Origin of the sequence: Pseudomonas rhizozeae (genome assembly GCF_031583775.1) — a bacterium.
In the GTDB taxonomy this organism is placed as follows: Bacteria; Pseudomonadota; Gammaproteobacteria; order Pseudomonadales; family Pseudomonadaceae; genus Aquipseudomonas.
In genome coordinates, this window is record NZ_JAVLSB010000021.1 from 40,061 (window position 1) to 56,941 (window position 16,881).

The 16,881-nt window shown below is 61.4% G+C and carries 16 protein-coding genes; 8 read left to right on the forward strand and 8 right to left on the reverse strand.

Annotated features, from left to right (window positions below):
• Positions 1-9: 9 nt before the first annotated feature.
• Positions 10-1,662 carry a PI-PLC domain-containing protein gene (locus RG836_RS04455; RefSeq protein ID WP_310843537.1) on the reverse strand — a complete coding sequence of 551 codons (1,653 nt, stop codon included), beginning with the start codon at positions 1,660-1,662 and terminating at the stop codon, positions 10-12.
• A 298-nt stretch (positions 1,663-1,960) separates the two neighbouring features.
• Here RG836_RS04455 and RG836_RS04460 point away from each other — a divergent pair, with 298 nt between their 5' ends.
• Positions 1,961-2,188 (forward strand): hypothetical protein, encoded by a 228-nt coding sequence (locus RG836_RS04460; protein ID WP_310843538.1) that lies wholly within the window; start codon positions 1,961-1,963, stop codon positions 2,186-2,188.
• A gap of 277 nt (positions 2,189-2,465) precedes the next feature.
• Here the strand turns inward: RG836_RS04460 and etfB are convergent, their stop codons facing one another.
• The 6 genes from etfB to RG836_RS04490 all read right to left on the reverse strand — a co-directional run bounded on the left by etfB (position 2,466) and on the right by RG836_RS04490 (position 10,292).
• Positions 2,466-3,236 (reverse strand): electron transfer flavoprotein subunit beta, encoded by a 771-nt coding sequence (gene etfB, locus RG836_RS04465; RefSeq protein WP_310843539.1) that lies wholly within the window; start codon positions 3,234-3,236, stop codon positions 2,466-2,468.
• Positions 3,237-3,251: 15 nt separating this feature from the next.
• Complete coding sequence (gene etfA / locus RG836_RS04470) at positions 3,252-4,472, reverse strand: electron transfer flavoprotein subunit alpha (protein WP_310843540.1); 1,221 nt, start codon at positions 4,470-4,472, stop codon at positions 3,252-3,254.
• On the reverse strand, positions 4,472-6,421 hold the full coding sequence (gene dgcB / locus RG836_RS04475) for a dimethylglycine demethylation protein DgcB (protein WP_310843542.1): 1,950 nt from the start codon (positions 6,419-6,421) through the stop codon (positions 4,472-4,474). The genes etfA and dgcB overlap by 1 nt, the downstream gene beginning before the upstream one ends.
• A 209-nt stretch (positions 6,422-6,630) precedes the next feature.
• Positions 6,631-8,691 (reverse strand): dimethylglycine demethylation protein DgcA, encoded by a 2,061-nt coding sequence (dgcA, locus tag RG836_RS04480; RefSeq protein ID WP_310843543.1) that lies wholly within the window; start codon positions 8,689-8,691, stop codon positions 6,631-6,633.
• Positions 8,692-8,706: 15 nt separating this feature from the next.
• Positions 8,707-9,237, reverse strand: coding sequence for a DUF5943 domain-containing protein (locus RG836_RS04485; RefSeq protein WP_005792152.1), 531 nt, complete (start codon positions 9,235-9,237; stop codon positions 8,707-8,709).
• Between the two features lie 77 nt (positions 9,238-9,314).
• Positions 9,315-10,292: a dipeptidase gene (locus RG836_RS04490; RefSeq protein WP_310843546.1), complete on the reverse strand. Its 978-nt coding sequence runs from the start codon at positions 10,290-10,292 to the stop codon at positions 9,315-9,317.
• Positions 10,293-10,530: 238 nt separating this feature from the next.
• Between RG836_RS04490 and RG836_RS04495 the strand changes: the two genes are divergently transcribed.
• Together RG836_RS04495 and RG836_RS04500 are read left to right on the forward strand one after the other, a co-directional pair.
• The gene (locus RG836_RS04495) at positions 10,531-10,932 is read left to right on the forward strand and encodes a lysozyme inhibitor LprI family protein (protein ID WP_310843547.1); all 402 of its coding nucleotides are present in this window, start codon (positions 10,531-10,533) and stop codon (positions 10,930-10,932) included.
• 51 nt (positions 10,933-10,983) lie between these two features.
• Positions 10,984-11,400 (forward strand): DUF3010 family protein, encoded by a 417-nt coding sequence (locus RG836_RS04500; protein ID WP_310843549.1) that lies wholly within the window; start codon positions 10,984-10,986, stop codon positions 11,398-11,400.
• A 32-nt stretch (positions 11,401-11,432) separates the two neighbouring features.
• Here RG836_RS04500 and RG836_RS04505 read toward each other — a convergent pair whose 3' ends face one another.
• Complete coding sequence (locus RG836_RS04505) at positions 11,433-12,392, reverse strand: GlxA family transcriptional regulator (RefSeq protein WP_310843550.1); 960 nt, start codon at positions 12,390-12,392, stop codon at positions 11,433-11,435.
• 194 nt (positions 12,393-12,586) lie between these two features.
• On the opposite strand from RG836_RS04505, the gene choX reads away from it, so the two are divergent.
• From choX to RG836_RS04530, 5 genes are all read left to right on the forward strand, one after another.
• Positions 12,587-13,531, forward strand: coding sequence for a choline ABC transporter substrate-binding protein (gene choX / locus RG836_RS04510; RefSeq protein ID WP_310843552.1), 945 nt, complete (start codon positions 12,587-12,589; stop codon positions 13,529-13,531).
• 86 nt (positions 13,532-13,617) lie between these two features.
• On the forward strand, positions 13,618-14,505 hold the full coding sequence (cdhC, locus tag RG836_RS04515; protein ID WP_310843553.1) for a 3-dehydrocarnitine:acetyl-CoA trimethylamine transferase CdhC: 888 nt from the start codon (positions 13,618-13,620) through the stop codon (positions 14,503-14,505).
• 140 nt (positions 14,506-14,645) lie between these two features.
• Positions 14,646-15,611 (forward strand): L-carnitine dehydrogenase, encoded by a 966-nt coding sequence (locus tag RG836_RS04520; protein ID WP_310843554.1) that lies wholly within the window; start codon positions 14,646-14,648, stop codon positions 15,609-15,611.
• Between the two features lie 122 nt (positions 15,612-15,733).
• Entirely contained in the window at positions 15,734-16,210 is a 477-nt protein-coding gene (locus RG836_RS04525) for a thioesterase family protein (protein WP_310843555.1), read from the forward strand.
• 342 nt (positions 16,211-16,552) lie between these two features.
• Entirely contained in the window at positions 16,553-16,816 is a 264-nt protein-coding gene (locus RG836_RS04530; RefSeq protein ID WP_310843556.1) for a hypothetical protein, read from the forward strand.
• Positions 16,817-16,881: the final 65 nt, after the last annotated feature.

Consider the following 16,881-nt stretch of genomic DNA (forward strand, 5'->3'; position numbering starts at 1 on the left):
TTTTTTGCCTCAAGGTTGCTGGACCGTCATGCTCGACACTTTACCGTCGAGTTGCGAGGACGACCCGCCGCGCGTGATGCGCCACGACCCACCTTCATAGTTGCGCTCAAAACTGCCGACCACCACCGGTTGAGTGATGTCACGCAGGATATCTACCCGGGCGTATCCCTGATTCTGGTTCTGATCCCAATTCCCGTACACGCTGAAACTGGAACCGGCCTTGGCCTTGAGGATTTTTGCCGACTTGGCTTCGTCGTTCGCGCACGCGTTGCCAGACTTGAAATTAAAATTTGCACTGCGGGCCAAACTGACCGTGCAGACAATGTTCTGCCCGGCGCCGTTACCTTCATACAACACGACACTGGCATCGGAGAAGTCCACCGGGGTCTTGCCCACCGCAATACGCGACACTTTGCCGTCCAAGCCGTTATTACGAATGTAAGTCAGCTTGAAGTCCGCATCTTCGTATTGAGTTTCAAACGTACCCACCACCACAGACTCATGCAGACCGATATCGCGTTTAACGTCGATATAGGCATGGTCATCTTTCAAGTCACCATTCGATGCATCGTAAACAGTAATTCGCGTGCCTTTGGCAATACCGCGCAACTTGAGCGACCGGGCTTCATCATTTTCACAACCACGGGCCGGCAGGCTGAAGTTGTAATCCTGACCCGCTGGAATCACGCAGGTGGTGTCACCGGCGGCATTGGCGCTGTTTTGCTCGTAGAAGTAATAACCGCCCTGGCTCAGTGCCGCGGCGTAGGCCAGGGCATCACCGCGCTGGTTGTAATCGATGCCCAAATAATTGGGCGGGGTGCGCTTGCCCCATTGGCTGGCGCAATGGTTGTCAACGCGACGTTCCAGGTAGGTGAGGTTGTTATCGACATCGCCGGCATGTGCCGCGTTCTTTTCGAAACTGTGGAACTGGTTCATCACAAACAGCCGTGGCCATTGGGTGAAGCCAGCCGCGCCGACGGTAGGTGTGTACGAACTCCAGCGCGACGGGCAACTCCAGTCGTGTTGCAGCGTAGTCCGCCCCAGATCCCAATAGTTCTGGTTTTCCCACTGGCTGTCCTTGAGCAGGTTGAGCGGTTTGCCGTTGATGATGTATTCCCCGGGATGGCCATCAGTCAGCAGGATCAGACGCTTGCCGCTGGCAATGATCTGTTCCAACGTCGGCCAGGTCCGCGAGCCCGCATAGGCCCGTGGATCAAAGACAACATCGGCCAGGCCCGGCACCGCATCGAATGCGCTGTTGAGCACGGAACGATCGACGTAGTTTTCCAGGGTGACCGTCACCACAGCATTAGGGTTGGCCCGCAGGAACGGCAGAAATACCGTGTTCAGCGCATCGGAAAATTTCATGTCGGTGCGCACATCACACTTCCAGGTATCCAACGTATGGCACAAGTAAGCGGTCGAACCGCCGCTCAAGTTGCCCACGTGCAAGTCCAGCATAAAACCACGAACACCTCGATCAAGTTGCGCGCGCATTTCATCCAGAAAACCGTTATGGGCCATGACCCAGGTATATTCGTTGAAGGGTTTCTTGAAATCACTGATACCGGGCGCTGTCTCCGCGGCAAGCGCGGGTTGCCAACTAATAACTTGCGCAGCGATAACCGCCAGCAATAGCGCCGTTCTTTTTAACTTAAACATTACTGATCATCCTTGATAAGTGCCGGCAACTAAGTAAGTGCAGCCGGCCGGAGCGCTATTAACCTTAAAACCCAACTTGTCGCCCAGCTCAAAAGTTGTTCAATTTGTTTTAGTTGTCAGTAGTTCGAACACCAGTAGATCGATAGCGGATGCAGTCTAGAACTGGATGAAATTTGATCGACGGCGACGGGCGCTATAGCGGCCGGGGCTTGCAGAGTTCCGCGAACAAGTTATCCACACCTCCGCCCACAGCTATTGGGGACAACTGCGGGCATAGGCGAAGAAATATTTGCGAAAGATGAATAAAAACCGTGACTTATTAAAAAGACAGGCTGCCAGACATGATTGTGCGATTTTTGATCAATCCGCCAAAAGCCACGTTATTCATGGCCTGCGGAAGACCGCCAACATCTTATCCACAGATGCACCAACAGACTTTGGGGGCAACTCTGCAGGCGCTGTGGAAAACCGCGCAAAGCGCGCTGATTCAGTGGCTTATACGGCTCTAGCACAGACGAAAGCGTGATTCTGATCAATATTTAACCAGAAGCCTGCAAGCCCCGGTCCGTATGGCTTACAGAGGTCAGCGAACATCTTATCCACAGAAGCGCCAACAGACATTGGGGGCAAGTTCGCCGCTCAGGCTGGGGAAAACCCAATAAAAACCGTTGGTTAGACTGATCATTTTGTGATCGATGGCTTGCAGCGCTCAGCGGGCAAGGGCTGCAGCAATGGGCAAACATGTTATCCACAGAAGCGCGCACAGGGATTGTGGGTAACCGTGGTGATTATGACGTGGGCGCTTAGCGCACCACGCCCTCCTCAATCAGTAGTTTGAGGATTGCATCCGCGCCAGCTTGTGCGCTCACGCCTTTGAGGACCTGCCCACCGCCGCCGCTGGCCTTGGCCGTGGCGGCTTTCATGCGGTCGGCGCCGCTTTTGGCCTTGATCACTTTCAGGCGTTTGGGACGTGGCTTTGCCGCTTGCAGCGAAGCCACCGCCAGCAGTTGATCGTCGATGATCTCGACTTCTTCCGCCTGCAACACGCCACGCGTGGCAGGGCCGTAGGCGCTTTGCCGTGGTTTTGGCGCGGCGTTATCCACAGTGGCCAGGAACGGCAGCTTGACCTTCAACCGTCGCCGCTGGCCACGGGGCAAGGCTTGCAACACCATTGCCGAGCCGGCCTCGATCGATTCCACTTGCGCCAGGCCCACCACCAGCGGCCAGCCCAGGCTTTCCGCCAGCAGGAACGGCAGCATGCCCGACCCTTCGCCGGTTTCCGCCTGGCTGCCGGTCAGCACCACTTGGGCGCCGGCATCGCGCAGGTAATCGGTCAATGCCACCAGTGCATCGGCGCCGGGCGGTTGTTCCAGTACGCGCAATTCTTCCAGCCCCATGCCCAGGTAAGCGCGCAGCGCCGGCTCGGAAGCGTCGCCGGCGTGCAGCACTTCGAGGTTATCCCCAGCCAGTTGCAGGCCCAGTTCCACCGCGCGTGCGTCTTGCTCGGCGCGCCGTGGCCGGCCGGAGGTCGGGTGGGCGCCGATGGACACCAGGCTGATGATTTTCGTGCTCATAACCCTTTCCTTCCCTTAAGCCGCATCGCGCTTGGCGTCGTTGCGGTAAGCCGCCACCGCATCGATCAAGGCTTGAAGAATCTCGGCGCTCTCGCCGATCACCGACAGGTCGGCCCGTTTGATCATGTCGCAGCCCGGATCAAGGTTGATCGCCACCACCTTGTCGCAGGCACCAATGCCTTGCAGGTGCTGGATCGCCCCGGAAATCCCCACCGCCACATAGACCCGCGCGGTGACCCAGGTGCCGGACGCGCCGACCTGGCGATCGCGCGCCATGAAGCCGTCGTCCACCGCGACACGCGAGGCGCCTTCGGTGGCGCCCAGGGCTTCGGCGGTCCTGTGGAACAGTCCCCAGTCCTTGACGCCGTTACCGCCGGAGAAGATGAATTCGGCCTCGGCCATGGGAATCGCCGCCGGGTCCACCGCCACCGCGCCCAGATCCTCAATGCGCGACAAGCTGCGCACCACGCTTGTGGATAACTCAACTGGCAAGGCTTCGTGACGGGTTTCACTGACAGGCTCGGCACACTCCGCGGCGGCCAGAATCAGCCGTGCCAGCGGCCGGGCCAGGTCCTGCAGACCGGCACCGGCGCGGCCGATGCACGCCTGATCCTTGACCTGCCAGACCCGCGTGGCCGGGCGTTCGCCCAGGGCGGCGGCAAAGCGTCGACCGAGTTCGCCACCGCCGCTGCGGCTGTCCGGCAGCAACCAGTGGCGCGGGTTGAACTGGTTATCCACAGCCCGCAGGCCTTGCACCCGTTGTTCCGGGGCATAACCGCTGAACTGATCGCCTTCCAGCACCAGCAATCGATCGACGCCCGCCGTGGCGAAGGCGTTTTCCTTGTGTTCACCAAACACCACCGCCAGCACCGCGCCGTCCGGGCCGGCCAATTGATGGGCGAGGCCGAGCAAGTCGCGGTCGTGGCTGCTCAAGCGGCCGCCGACCATGTCCGGCACCACGCTGATGTAAAACGCTGGCGTTGGCACTTGATGCAGCGGCAGTTGCACCTCAACGGCGGCCGAACGTTTGCTTGCCCCGCCCTGCTGCACGCCACTTCGGTCAATACGCTTGATGCCGTTGGGGCCGATAAACCCGATGCCATGCAGGTTCTTGCGGATGACGCCGTTCGGCCCCATCCAGCTGTGCTGCGCCGGCTGCATGGCCGCGTGCAGCGGGTGCAGGCGGTTACGGGCAATCCATTCGGCCCGCGGGTCGCGGCGGATAATGTCGCTCATCAGTGGGCCTCCGCAGGTTCACGTTTGGCGGGTGTTGCCGGTTTGCTTGGCGCGGCGTCTTCGAGCAACGCGTCGGCCACCAGTTCGGCGATGTCCTTGATCAGCGGCCGTGGTTCAACCACCCCTTCGAGCATTGCCGTGCATTGCGGGCAACCCACCGCCACCAACTCAGCACCGGTCTCGCGGATGTCGTCCATGCGCATGTCGGGGATCCGCTGCTTGCCTGGAATGTCGGTGATCGGCGCCCCGCCACCGCCGCCGCAGCAGCGTGAACGGAAGCCGGAACGTTGCATTTCCTTGACCTCGATGCCCAGCGCGCGCAGCACTTGGCGCGGTGCCTCGTATTCGCCGTTGTAGCGGCCGAGGTAGCACGGGTCGTGGTAGGTCACGCTATTGCCTTTGTGCTGGCCGAGGTTGAGCGCGCCGGCGTCGATGATTTCCGCCATGTAGGTGCTGTGGTGCTGCACCAGGTAATGGCCGTCGAAGGCGCCGTATTCATTCTTCAGCACGTGGAAGCTGTGCGGGTCGCAGGTGACGATGCGGTTGAAGCTGTACTTGGTCAAGGTCTGGATGTTGCGCTTGGCCAGCAACTGGAAGGTCGCCTCATCGCCGAGGCGCCGGGCCACGTCGCCGCTGTCGCGCTCTTCAAGACCGAGCACGGCAAAGTCGACTTTCGCTGCTTTCAGGACTTTGACGAAGGCTCGCAAGGTGCGCTGGTTACGCATGTCGAAGGCACCGTCGCCGACCCAGAACAGCACGTCGACGGATTTCTTGTCGCTGAGCAGATTGAGGTTCAAATCCGCCGCCCAGTTCATCCGCCCGCCTGGGGCAAAGCCGCCTGGGTTGTCAGTGGCAATCAGGTTTTCCAGGACTTCGGCGCCCTTGTTCGGGGTCACGCCTTTCTCCAGGGTCAGGTGACGGCGCATGTCGACGATGGCGTCGACGTGCTCGATCATCATCGGGCATTCCTCGACGCAGGCGCGGCAGGTGGTGCAGGACCACAGGGTTTCGGCGTCCACCAGGCCGTTAACGATCGGTTGATGGGGATTGCCGCCATGTTCACCGATGGGCTTGCCGGGATACGGGCTGCCGGCAAACTTGGCATCGGTGCCACCGGCCAGGCCGACCACCATGTCCTGGATCAGTTTTTTCGGGTTCAGCGGCTGGCCGGCGGCGAACGCCGGGCACGCCGCTTCGCATTTACCGCACTGCACGCAGGCGTCGAAACCGAGCAGTTGGTTCCAGGTGAAATCCTTGGGTTTCTCCACGCCCAGCGGCGCGGTTTTGTCGTTGAGGTTCAGCGGTTTCAATCCGGTGGAACGGCCGCCGCCAAAGCGCTCGGCGCGACGGTGCCAGGCCAGGTGCAAGGCACCGGCAAAGGCGTGCTTCATCGGCCCGCCCCAGGTCATGCCGAAGAACAGTTCCGAGACACCCCACAACACACCGAGACCCAGCACTGCCGCCACCAGCCAGCCGCCGAAGTTTTCCGGCAGGATCCCGGCCACCGGCAGGGTCACCAGGAAGAAGCTCACCGAGAACGCCATCAGGCTTTTCGGCAGGCGCATCCACGGGCCTTTCGACAGACGCGCCGGCGGGTTGCGTCGACGCAGGTACATGAACACCGCGCCGACGAACATCAGTGCCGACATCAACAGCAGCGCATAGCCGAGGATGCGGTTATGCAGGCCGAAGCCATGCACCAGGATCGCCAGAATGATCGACGCCACTGCGCCACCGGCGGTGGCCACGTGGGTGTTGGCGATGTATTTGTCCCGCGCGACGACGTGGTGCAAATCCACCATGTAGCGCTTGGGCATGGCCAGCAGGCCGCCGATCAGGTCGACCTTGGACGCCCGGCCACGGCGCCACATAGCCATCCGCCGCACAGCACCCAGGACCGCAAGGCCCAGGGCAGCGAACAGCAGGATTGGAAGAAGGGTGTTCAACATGGTGAAGCTCCCAAAGACCTCGGGGTCATGTGCGCGCCAGCAAGGGCGACGTACCTACCTGTGGTGAGGGGGCTTGCCCCCGTTCGGCTGCGAAGCAGTCGTGAACCGGCCAGTGCGTTTTTCAGACACTGCGCATTGGCTGGTTTTGGGGCTGCTTCGCAACCCAGCGGGAGCAAGCTCCCTCGCCACAGGTGATGGTGGTGAAGCCGTTAGAAGTCTTTACACAACCGCAGGGCGTCATAGATCGCGGCATGGGTATTACGCTGGGCCACGCAGTCGCCGATGCGGAACAGCAAGTAACCCTCACCCGTGGTGCTCAACGATGGTTGCGGCTTGATCGCGAACAGGGCTTCGATGTCCATCTGGCCTTTGTTGCGCGAGCCTTCCTTGAGGGCGTAGTAGATTTCCTCGTCCGGGCGCACGCCGTTTTCGACGACGACCTGGTCGACCACCCGCTCCTCTTTGGCGCCGGTGTATTCGTTCTCCAGCACTGCCACCAGTTTGTCGCCTTCGCGGTAGACCTTCTCCAGCATCATGTCGCCGGTCATGATCACTTCTTTCGGGTACATGCTGCGGTAGTAAGTCGGAAACGACGTACCGCCGATGGCCACGCCGGGCTTGATGTCGTCGGTGACAATCTCGACCTGGCTGCCCTTGTCGGCGAGGAAGTCCGCCACCGACATCCCGGTGAACTCGCAAATGGTGTCGTAGACCAGCACGTTCTTGCCCGGCGCAACTTTGCCGTCGAGCACGTCCCAACTGCTGACCACCAGGCCTTCAGCGGCGCCCCAGTGTTCGTTCTGCTCCAGGAAAGGATGGCCGCCGACGGCGAGCACCACGACGTCCGGGCGCAGGTCCAGGATGGTTGGCGCATCCGCCGCCACGCCCAGGCGCAGGTCGACTTTCAGCCGCGCCAGTTCCAACTGGAACCAGCGGGTGATGCCGGCGATCTGGTCACGCTGCGGCGCTTTCGAAGCCGTGGTGATCTGCCCGCCGATGAATTCTTTCTTCTCGAACAGCGTCACGTCGTGGCCACGCTCGGCGGCGACACGGGCGGCTTCCATCCCGGCCGGGCCGGCACCAACCACCACCACCTTGCGTTTTACACCGGTGGATTTCTCGATGATGTGCGGCACGCCCATGTATTCACGGGAGGTCGCGGCGTTCTGGATGCACAGCACGTCGAGGCCCTGATACTGGCGGTCGATGCAGTAGTTGGCGCCGACGCACTGCTTGATCTGGTCGATCTGGCCCATCTTGATCTTGGCGATCAGGTGCGGGTCGGCAATGTGCGCGCGGGTCATGCCGACCATGTCGACGTAACCGCCCTCGAGAATACGGGTGGCCTGGTTCGGGTCCTTGATGTTCTGCGCGTGCAGCACCGGCGCCTTGACCACTTCCTTGATGCCGGCGGCCAGGTGCAGGAACGGCTCCGGCGGGTAACTCATGTTCGGAATCACGTTGGCCAGGGTGTTGTGGGTGTCGCAACCCGAACCCACGACGCCGATGAAATCGAGCATGCCGGTGTCGTCGTAATACTTGGCGATCTGTTTCATGTCCTCGTGGGACAAGCCGTCCGGGTGGAACTCGTCACCGCAGATACGCAGGCCGACGCAGAAATCATCGCCGACTTCCTTGCGCACGGCTTTCAGCACTTCGAGGCCGAACCGCATGCGGTTTTCGAAGCTGCCGCCCCATTCGTCGGTGCGCTTGTTGACCCGCGGGCTCCAGAACTGGTCGATCATGTGCTGGTGCACCGCCGACAGTTCCACGCCGTCCAGGCCACCGGCCTTGGCCCGCGCCGCAGCGCTGGCGTAGTTGCCGATCACCCGCCAGATTTCTTCCGGCTCGATGGTTTTGCAGGTGGCGCGGTGCACTGGTTCGCGGATGCCCGACGGCGACATCAGGGTTGGCCAGTGATCGCCGTCCCAACGGGAGCGACGCCCCATGTGGGTAATCTGGATCATGATCTTGGCGCCATGCTTGTGCATGGCATCGGCCAGGTTCTGGAAATGCGGAATGATCCGGTCGTCGGCCAGGTTGACCGACTTCCACCAGCCTTGCGGGCTGTCGATGGCCACGCTGGAGGAACCGCCGCAAATCGCCAGGCCGATCCCGCCCTTGGCTTTCTCTTCGTAATACTTGACGTACCGGTCGGTGGTCATGCCGCCGTCGGTGGCATAGACCTCGGCGTGCGCGGTGCTGAGCACGCGGTTACGGATGGTCAGTTTGCCGATCTGGATCGGCTGGAACATCGCTTCAAAAGCCATGGAACGGTCCTCGACTTACAACGGCTTGACGGTGAACAAGCCGTCGTCATGGCCTTCTTCGGAGCCACCGTAGACTTGCTCGGCGACGGTGCGGATCTTGCTGCCCCGGGCTTCGAGAATCTGGTCCATGGCGCCGGCAAACCAACCGGTGAACATGTAGTCGACCTTGCGCCCGACCTTGCCGTACACGTAGACGAACGCGGAGTGCTCGAGCTTGACGCTGGCGGTGCCTTTGTCGAGGTCGATGTCCTGGATTTTGAACAACCCCCAGCCGCGTTGCGACAGGCGCTTCATGTAGTGCTCGAACACCGCGACGCCTTCCAGGCCGTGGCATTCGGCTTCTTTTTCACACCAGTGCCAAGCGGATTTGTAGCCGGCCTTGTAGAGGATCTCGGCGTAAGCGTCGGCGCCCAGCACTTCCTCGATGCCCATGTGATTGTTGACGAAAAAATGACGGGGCACGTACAGCATTGGCAGGGCGTCGGAGGTCCAGACACCGGTTTCGCTGTCGACTTCGATGGGCAATTGCGGGGCGATCTTGGCCATGGAAACTTAACTCCAGAAAATTCGTTTGGGTGCCCTCTCCGCGAACGGGAGAGGGAAAAAATCAGTGATGAATTGGCTTATTCGCCCCAGACATCCGCCAGCACGCGAACCCAGTTCTCGCCCATGATCTTGCGTACCACGCGCTCGGAATGGCCGCGCTTGAGCAGGGTTTCGGTGAGGTTCGGGAATTCGCCGACGGTGCGGATGCCCAGCGGGTTGATGATCTTGCCGAAGCTGGTCAGACGGCGCGCGTAGCCCTTGTCGTGGGTCAGGTATTCGAAGAAGTCCTGGCCATGACCCTGGGTGAAGTCGGTGCCGATGCCGATGGCGTCTTCGCCGACGATGTTCATCACGTATTCGATGGCTTCGGCGTAGTCGTCGATGGTCGAATCAATGCCCTTGGCCAGGAACGGCGCAAACATGGTCACGCCGACGAAACCGCCGTGGTCGGCGATGAACTTCAGTTCGGCATCGGACTTGTTGCGTGGGTGTTCTTTGAGCCCCGAAGGCAGGCAGTGGGAATAGGTCACTGGCTTCTTCGACTCGAGGATGACTTCCTCGGAGGTCTTGGAACCGACGTGGGAGAGGTCGCACATGATGCCCACCCGGTTCATTTCGGCGACGATCTCGCGACCGAAGCCGGACAGGCCGCCGTCGCGTTCGTAGCAACCGGTGCCCACCAGGTTCTGGGTGTTGTAGCACATCTGCACAATGCCCACGCCCAGCTGCTTGAAGATCTCGACGTAGCCGATCTGGTCTTCGAAAGCATGGGCGTTCTGGAAGCCGAACAAGATCCCGGTCTTGCCTTGTTCCTTGGCCTTGCGGATGTCGGCGGTGGTGCGCACTGGCATCACCAGGTCACTGTTCTCGCGGATCAGCTTTTGGCTCGCGGCGATGCTGTTGACGGTGGCCTGGAAGCCTTCCCACACCGACACGGTGCAGTTGGCTGCGGTCAGGCCGCCCTTGCGCATGTCTTCGAACAGCTCACGGTTCCACTTGGCAATGATCAGCCCGTCGATAACGATGCTGTCGGCGTGCAATTCGGCTGGGCTCATCAGGCTGTCCCCTTATTAGCGATTCATGCGCCGAATCGTCTGCCGGCGCTTTGGGGCCAGCATATGCCTCGGTGCCTGAGCAGCCGGGTGCAAAAACGACAGGGGAATTGCCGAAAGCGTCAATCCGCGACAAAGGGGCGTCAACCGGGGCCATCGCCCACCTGTTCAAGCCCCTCGGCTTGGGCGAGAATCCGCCGCATCACTGGATGCGTCACTGAAATCAAAGGGCGGCTGCGCAATGAAATCGATGTTCCTGGCAATGGCACTGATCGCGACCGGCGTGCACGCCGCTGAAGAAGCGCAAAACAACCCCTGCGACGCGGTCGAAGACGACGTGCAGACCGTGGAATGCTCGGCGTACGGCAGGACCACCGCCGAACAACTGCTAAACGAAAACTTCCAAGCCCTCACCGAACGCCTGCAAACCGCCTACGGCAAGACCCCAGGGCAACTGACCGAGGTCACCGCCAAACTCAAGGCCTCGCAACAGCAATGGCTGAAAACCCGCGACGCCGATTGCGACGTCGAAGTCTTCCCCGCCAAAACCGGCAGCAAAGCCTTCACCATGGCACTGAACGACTGCGTGGCACGCATGAGCGACGAACGGTCAGAGTTTTTGGAGTCGATTTCGCAGGAGTGATGTTTCATATGAGGCTGTAAGCTGCACCCATCAGCCACTCAAGGAATAGCCATGAACATCTGCGGCATCGAAATCAAAGGCAGCGAAGCGATCATCGCCGTGGCCGCGCTGGACGGTCAGACACTGCTGCATGTGGTGCTGGCGACCAAGAAAATCGCTCTGGACGATGACGACGAGGCCGCCAATGTCAAGGTCTTCGCCGCGCAGGTGGCGTCTTTTGTGCGGGAGAACGCGGTCGACCGTATCGTCATCAAGAAGCGCAGCAAGAAGGGCGAGTTCGCCGGCGGGCCGACCACGTTCAAGATCGAAGGGGTTTTCCAGTTGCTGGAAAATTGCGAGGTCACGCTGCTGTCGCCGCAAACCATCAACGCCCAACACAAGAAGTTCGACTTCGCCCTGCCGGCCACGCTGAACAAGTATCAGCATGAGGCGTACAAGGCGGCTTGCTCGGCGCTGATGAAGAAGTAAGCGATTGACCCGTTTTCGGGTTTACGACGGAGCTAAACCACCTCCCGCCCATCCCCCAACCGCCGTCGATCTTCCCGCGGGCAGCGCTCGAACTTCGCCCGATAGCTGCGGGTGAAGTACGACGGTGATTCAAAGCCGCAGGCAATGCTCACTTCCAGCACGCTCATGTCGGTCTGGCGCAACAGTTGCCGGGCTTTTTCCAGGCGCAAGCGCAGGTAGAAGTTGCTGGGCGTGTCGTTGAGGTGCAGGCGGAACAGCCGCTCGAGCTGGCGCCGGGTGACCTTGATCGATTCCGCCAGTTGCAGGGTGCTCAGGGGCGGCTCGCTGTGCTGCTCCATCTCGCCAATCACCTGCACCAGTTTCTTGTTGCGAATGCCGTAACGGCTGGCGACTTCCATGCGTTGGTGGTCTTTGCGCGGGCGGATACGCCCGAGCACGAACTGTTCGCTGACCTGGATCGCCAGTTCCGGGCCGTGGGCCTGGGCGATCAGATCCAGCATCAGGTCAATGGACGCGGTGCCGCCGGCGGAGGTGATGCGCCGCCGATCGATTTCGAACAACTCCTGGGTCACGCTGAGCTGCGGATAGGACTCCTTGAACGCGTCGATGGCTTCCCAGTGCAGGGTCAGGCGATGGCCTTCGAGCAGGCCGGCCTCGGCGAGGACAAAACTGCCGGTGTCGATGGCGCCCAGGGTCACGCCTTCCTGATCGAGCCGACGCAGCCAATGCTCCAGCGCCGGGGTGGCGAACTTCAGCGGCTCGAAGCCAGCCACCACCAAGAGGGTCGCGCCTTTTTTCAGGGGCTCGAGTGCCGCATCGGCGTTGACGGACATGCCGTTGCTCGCCAGCACCGCGCCGCCGTCGGCGCTCAGCACATGCCAGCGGTACAACTCGCCGCGAAAGCGATTGGCCACGCGCAGCGGTTCAATCGCCGAGATGAAACCGATCGCCGAGAAACCCGGCATCAACAAGAAGTAGAAATCCTGGGACATGAAGCGCACTCGGTAGCGGGTAGCGTGTGGACGTTGATACGCCAGTTGCACGCGCCATTCAAGGGTGCAGGTCGCTCCAGTGCAAGAGCCTGTCGCCGCTGTGCGTTTTCACGGCGCCGCAGCTGCGTAACGTGTGGTCACCGGTGCGCAAAGATGCCGGAACCCACAATAACGTCTGCCGAGGAAACCTCACTATGAAACGACTGATCAGCAGCTGTGTTCTTGCACTCAGCGGTACCGCTTTGTTGAGCGCCAACGCCATGGCGGCCGATGCCGCCGCGTGCCAGAACGTGCGCATGGGCGTAGTGAACTGGACTGACGTCATCGCCACCAGCGCCATGACCCAAGTGCTGCTCGACGGCCTCGGCTACAAGACCAAACAAACCAGTGCTTCCCAGCAAATCATCTTCGCCGGCATCCGCGACCAGCGCCTGGACATGTTCCTCGGCTACTGGAACCCGCTGATGACGCAGACCATCACCCCGTTCGTCGAGGCCAACCAGGTCAAGGTGCTCGACGCGCCAAGCCTCAAGGACGCCCGCGCCACCCTGGCCGTGCCGACCTACCTGGCCGATAAGGGCCTGAAAACCTTCGCCGACATCGCCAAGTTCGAGAAAGAGCTGGGCGGCAAGATCTACGGCATCGAGCCAGGTTCGGGCGCCAACACCCAGATTAAAGCGATGATCGCCAAGAACCAGTTCGGTCTCGGCAAATTCCAGCTGGTCGAGTCCAGCGAAGCCGGTATGCTCGCCGCCGTGGATCGCGCCGTACGCCGTAACGAAGCCGTGGTGTTCTTCGGCTGGGCGCCGCACCCGATGAACGTCAACGTGAAAATGACTTACCTCACCGGCAGTGAAGATGCCCTGGGCCCGAACGAAGGCATGGCCACTGTCTGGACGGTTACCGCGCCGACCTATGCGCAAACCTGCCCGAACGTCAGCCGTTTGCTCAGCAACCTGACCTTCACCGCCGAAGACGAGAGCCGGATGATGCAGCCGCTGCTGGATCACAAGGACGCCTTCGAATCCGCCAAACAATGGCTCAAGGATCACCCGCAAGACCAGAAACGCTGGCTTGAAGGCGTGACCACCTTCGACGGCAAACCGGCCGAAGCCAATCTGAAACTCACCAGCAACTAATCCCGATCGCCTCACTGATTCGCAGCCCACAGGGGCTGCGGACGGCCGCCCTACGCCTGAAATCCACGCAATAAGGAACCCGCCTCATGAACCACGACGTCATCATCACCTGCGCACTTACCGGTGCTGGCGACACGACCGCCAGAAGCCCCCACGTGCCGGTCACCCCGAAACAGATCGCCGCTGCCGCCGTGGAAGCCGCCAAGGCTGGCGCCACCGTGGTCCACTGCCACGTCCGCGATCCCGAGACCGGCAAGTTCAGCCGTGACGTGGCGCTGTACCGCGAAGTGATGGAGCGCATCCGCGAGGCGGACATCGACATCATCGTCAACCTCACCGCCGGCATGGGCGGCGACCTGGAGATCGGCGGCGGCGAGAACCCTATGGAGTTCGGCCCCAACACCGACCTGGTCGGCCCGCTGACCCGTCTGGCGCACGTTGAAGAACTGCTGCCGGAAATCTGCACCCTCGATTGCGGCACCCTGAATTTCGGCGACGGCGACACCATTTACGTGTCGACCCCGGCGCAACTGCGCGCCGGCGCCAAACGCATTCAAGAGCTGGGCGTGAAAGCCGAGCTGGAAATTTTCGACACCGGCCACCTGTGGTTCGCCAAACAGATGATCAAGGAAGGTCTGCTGGACAACCCGTTGTTCCAGCTGTGCCTGGGCATCCCATGGGGCGCGCCGGCCGACACCACCACCATGAAAGCCATGGTCGACAATTTGCCGACTGATGCGGTCTGGGCCGGGTTCGGCATCGGGCGCATGCAAATGCCGATGGCCGCGCAAGCGGTATTGCTCGGCGGCAACGTGCGGGTCGGCCTGGAAGATAACCTGTGGCTGGACAAAGGCGTGCTCGCCACCAACGGCCAACTGGTCGAACGCGCCAGCGAAATCCTCAGCCGCCTCGGCGCCCGCGTCATGACCCCGGCGCAAGGCCGGGCAAAAATGGGCCTGACCAAGCGCGGCTGACCTCACCAAACACTCCACCTGTGGGAGCGGGCTTGCTCGCGAAGGGGCCGTCACATCCGACATCGTTGTCGACTGACACTCCGCTTTCGCGAGCAAGCCCGCTCCCGCAAGGTATCACCGATTTTTTTCAGGAAATTGCCATGACCTTTATCACCGAAATCAAAACCTTCGCCGCGCTGGGCAGCGGTGTCATTGGCAGTGGCTGGGTGTCGCGCGCCCTCGCCCATGGCCTCGACGTCGTGGCCTGGGACCCGGCGCCCGGCGCGGAAGCGGCATTGCGCAAACGGGTCGCGAATGCCTGGGGCGCATTGGAGAAACAAGGCCTGGCGCCAGGTGCGTCGCAGGATCGCTTGCGCTTCGTCGCGACGATCGAAGAGTGCGTCAAGGATGCCGACTTCATCCAGGAAAGCGCGCCCGAGCGCCTCGACCTGAAACTCGATCTGCACAGCAAAATCAGCGCGGCGGCCAAGCCCAACGCACTGATCGGTTCCAGTACCTCGGGGCTGCTGCCGAGCGAATTCTACGAAGGCTCGACCCACCCGGAACGCTGCGTAGTGGGCCACCCGTTTAACCCGGTATACCTGCTGCCGCTGGTGGAAGTGGTCGGCGGCAAAAACACCGCGCCGGAGGCCGTGCAAGCGGCGATCAACGTCTACGAATCCCTCGGCATGCGCCCCCTGCATGTGCGCAAGGAAGTCCCGGGGTTCATCGCCGATCGCCTGCTCGAAGCGCTGTGGCGCGAAGCGCTGCACCTGGTCAATGACGGCGTGGCCACCACCGGTGAAATCGACGATGCGATTCGCTTCGGCGCCGGTTTGCGCTGGTCGTTCATGGGCACGTTCCTGACCTATACCCTGGCCGGTGGCGACGCCGGTATGCGGCACTTCATGGCGCAATTCGGCCCGGCACTGCAGTTGCCGTGGACCTACCTGCCGGCCCCAGAACTGACCGACAAACTGATCGACGACGTGGTGGACGGCACCAGCGATCAACTGGGTTCCCACAGCATCTCGGCGCTGGAGCGTTATCGCGATGATTGCCTGCTAGCGGTGCTGGAGGCGGTCAAGACCACTAAAGAGAAGCACGGGATGGCGTTCGCTGACTGATTCACTCGCAGGTCCTGCCCCTTCGCGAGCAGGCTCGCTCCCACATCGGTACACGATCACCTGTGGGAGCGGGCCTCGCGAAGGCGGCAGCCCAGTCACCCTACATGTTGGAAGCAGACACAATGCCCGCCCTCACCACCTACCAAACCCAGATCATCCCCAACTGGGTCGACTACAACGGCCACTTGCGCGACGCCTTTTACCTGCTGATTTTCAGCTACGCCACCGACGCCTTGATGGATCGCCTCGGCATGGACAGCAGCAATCGCGAAGCCAGCGGCCACTCACTGTTCACCCTCGAATTGCACCTCAACTACCTGCACGAAGTGAAGCTCGATGCCGAGGTTGAAGTGCGTACCCAGATCATCGCTCACGACAGCAAACGCCTGCACCTCTACCACAGCCTGCACTTGGCGGGAGACGACAAGGAGCTGGCGGGTAATGAGCAAATGCTGCTGCACGTGGACCTCGCCGGCCCGCGCTCGGCACCGTTCAGTGAGTCGACCCTCGCGGTGTTGCGTCGCCTGGTTGCCGAACAAGCCGGCCTGCCGCCGCCCGCCTATATCGGCCGCGTCATCGCCCTGCCCCCGGCGAAGTAAGCGTTCGCTTTTCGCCTGCCACAAGACCCTGTGAGAGAGGGCTCGCCCGCGATAGCGTCCGTTCAAACACTACTCTCATCGCTGAAACCCAGACAAAAAAATCCCCGATCAAGCCGTGACTGGATCGGGGCAGGGTCTACTGTTGAGGAGCTGTTGCGCGAGGGTGACCAAACCTTCGTGAAGCCAGCTGAATCCAGTGTGCCTATAGCGCTCGCGGGCAAGTTAGCCGAAAACGACCTGTTCATAGGTAAAGCGGCCACTGCGACAAAACGCCCTTGCCGTCCCCGCGCACCGCTACCAGAATCGAGCCACGACCACGTTCCCAGAAGAAGGATTTGCGTCATGATGCACGCCGATTTGATTGACCAGGAAGACCTGTTGGGCCAGCTCAAGTCGCTGGGTTTCCAGGTGCCGAGCGGCTCCACCGCCGAGCAGGCCTGCGAGTGCGCAGTGCGGGGTTTGAACGACGAACGGGCCATCACCTTGCGCACGATGGTCAAGCAGATGTACACCAGCAGCGCCACCATCCTGCCGGCGGTGCGCCAGGCTATCGACAAGCAATTGCTGCCAGCGTTAGCGGAGTATCAACAATCCCGTAGCGCCTGACTTGTGGCGAGGGAGCTTGCTCCCGCTCGAGCGCGAAGCGGTCGCAAGACCAGTCGATGCGTTAG

What these genes read in the sequence shown, in the direction of transcription:
- RG836_RS04455 (WP_310843537.1), bottom strand. Translation starts at nt 1,662, where the DNA reads ATGTTTAAGTTAAAAAGAACGGCGCTATTGCTGGCGGTTATCGCTGCG.
- RG836_RS04460 (WP_310843538.1), top strand. Translation starts at nt 1,961, where the DNA reads ATGAATAAAAACCGTGACTTATTAAAAAGACAGGCTGCCAGACATGAT.
- etfB (WP_310843539.1), bottom strand. Translation starts at nt 3,236, where the DNA reads ATGAGCACGAAAATCATCAGCCTGGTGTCCATCGGCGCCCACCCGACC.
- etfA (WP_310843540.1), bottom strand. Translation starts at nt 4,472, where the DNA reads ATGAGCGACATTATCCGCCGCGACCCGCGGGCCGAATGGATTGCCCGT.
- dgcB (WP_310843542.1), bottom strand. Translation starts at nt 6,421, where the DNA reads ATGTTGAACACCCTTCTTCCAATCCTGCTGTTCGCTGCCCTGGGCCTT.
- dgcA (WP_310843543.1), bottom strand. Translation starts at nt 8,691, where the DNA reads ATGGCTTTTGAAGCGATGTTCCAGCCGATCCAGATCGGCAAACTGACC.
- RG836_RS04485 (WP_005792152.1), bottom strand. Translation starts at nt 9,237, where the DNA reads ATGGCCAAGATCGCCCCGCAATTGCCCATCGAAGTCGACAGCGAAACC.
- RG836_RS04490 (WP_310843546.1), bottom strand. Translation starts at nt 10,292, where the DNA reads ATGAGCCCAGCCGAATTGCACGCCGACAGCATCGTTATCGACGGGCTG.
- RG836_RS04495 (WP_310843547.1), top strand. Translation starts at nt 10,531, where the DNA reads ATGAAATCGATGTTCCTGGCAATGGCACTGATCGCGACCGGCGTGCAC.
- RG836_RS04500 (WP_310843549.1), top strand. Translation starts at nt 10,984, where the DNA reads ATGAACATCTGCGGCATCGAAATCAAAGGCAGCGAAGCGATCATCGCC.
- RG836_RS04505 (WP_310843550.1), bottom strand. Translation starts at nt 12,392, where the DNA reads ATGTCCCAGGATTTCTACTTCTTGTTGATGCCGGGTTTCTCGGCGATC.
- choX (WP_310843552.1), top strand. Translation starts at nt 12,587, where the DNA reads ATGAAACGACTGATCAGCAGCTGTGTTCTTGCACTCAGCGGTACCGCT.
- cdhC (WP_310843553.1), top strand. Translation starts at nt 13,618, where the DNA reads ATGAACCACGACGTCATCATCACCTGCGCACTTACCGGTGCTGGCGAC.
- RG836_RS04520 (WP_310843554.1), top strand. Translation starts at nt 14,646, where the DNA reads ATGACCTTTATCACCGAAATCAAAACCTTCGCCGCGCTGGGCAGCGGT.
- RG836_RS04525 (WP_310843555.1), top strand. Translation starts at nt 15,734, where the DNA reads ATGCCCGCCCTCACCACCTACCAAACCCAGATCATCCCCAACTGGGTC.
- RG836_RS04530 (WP_310843556.1), top strand. Translation starts at nt 16,553, where the DNA reads ATGATGCACGCCGATTTGATTGACCAGGAAGACCTGTTGGGCCAGCTC.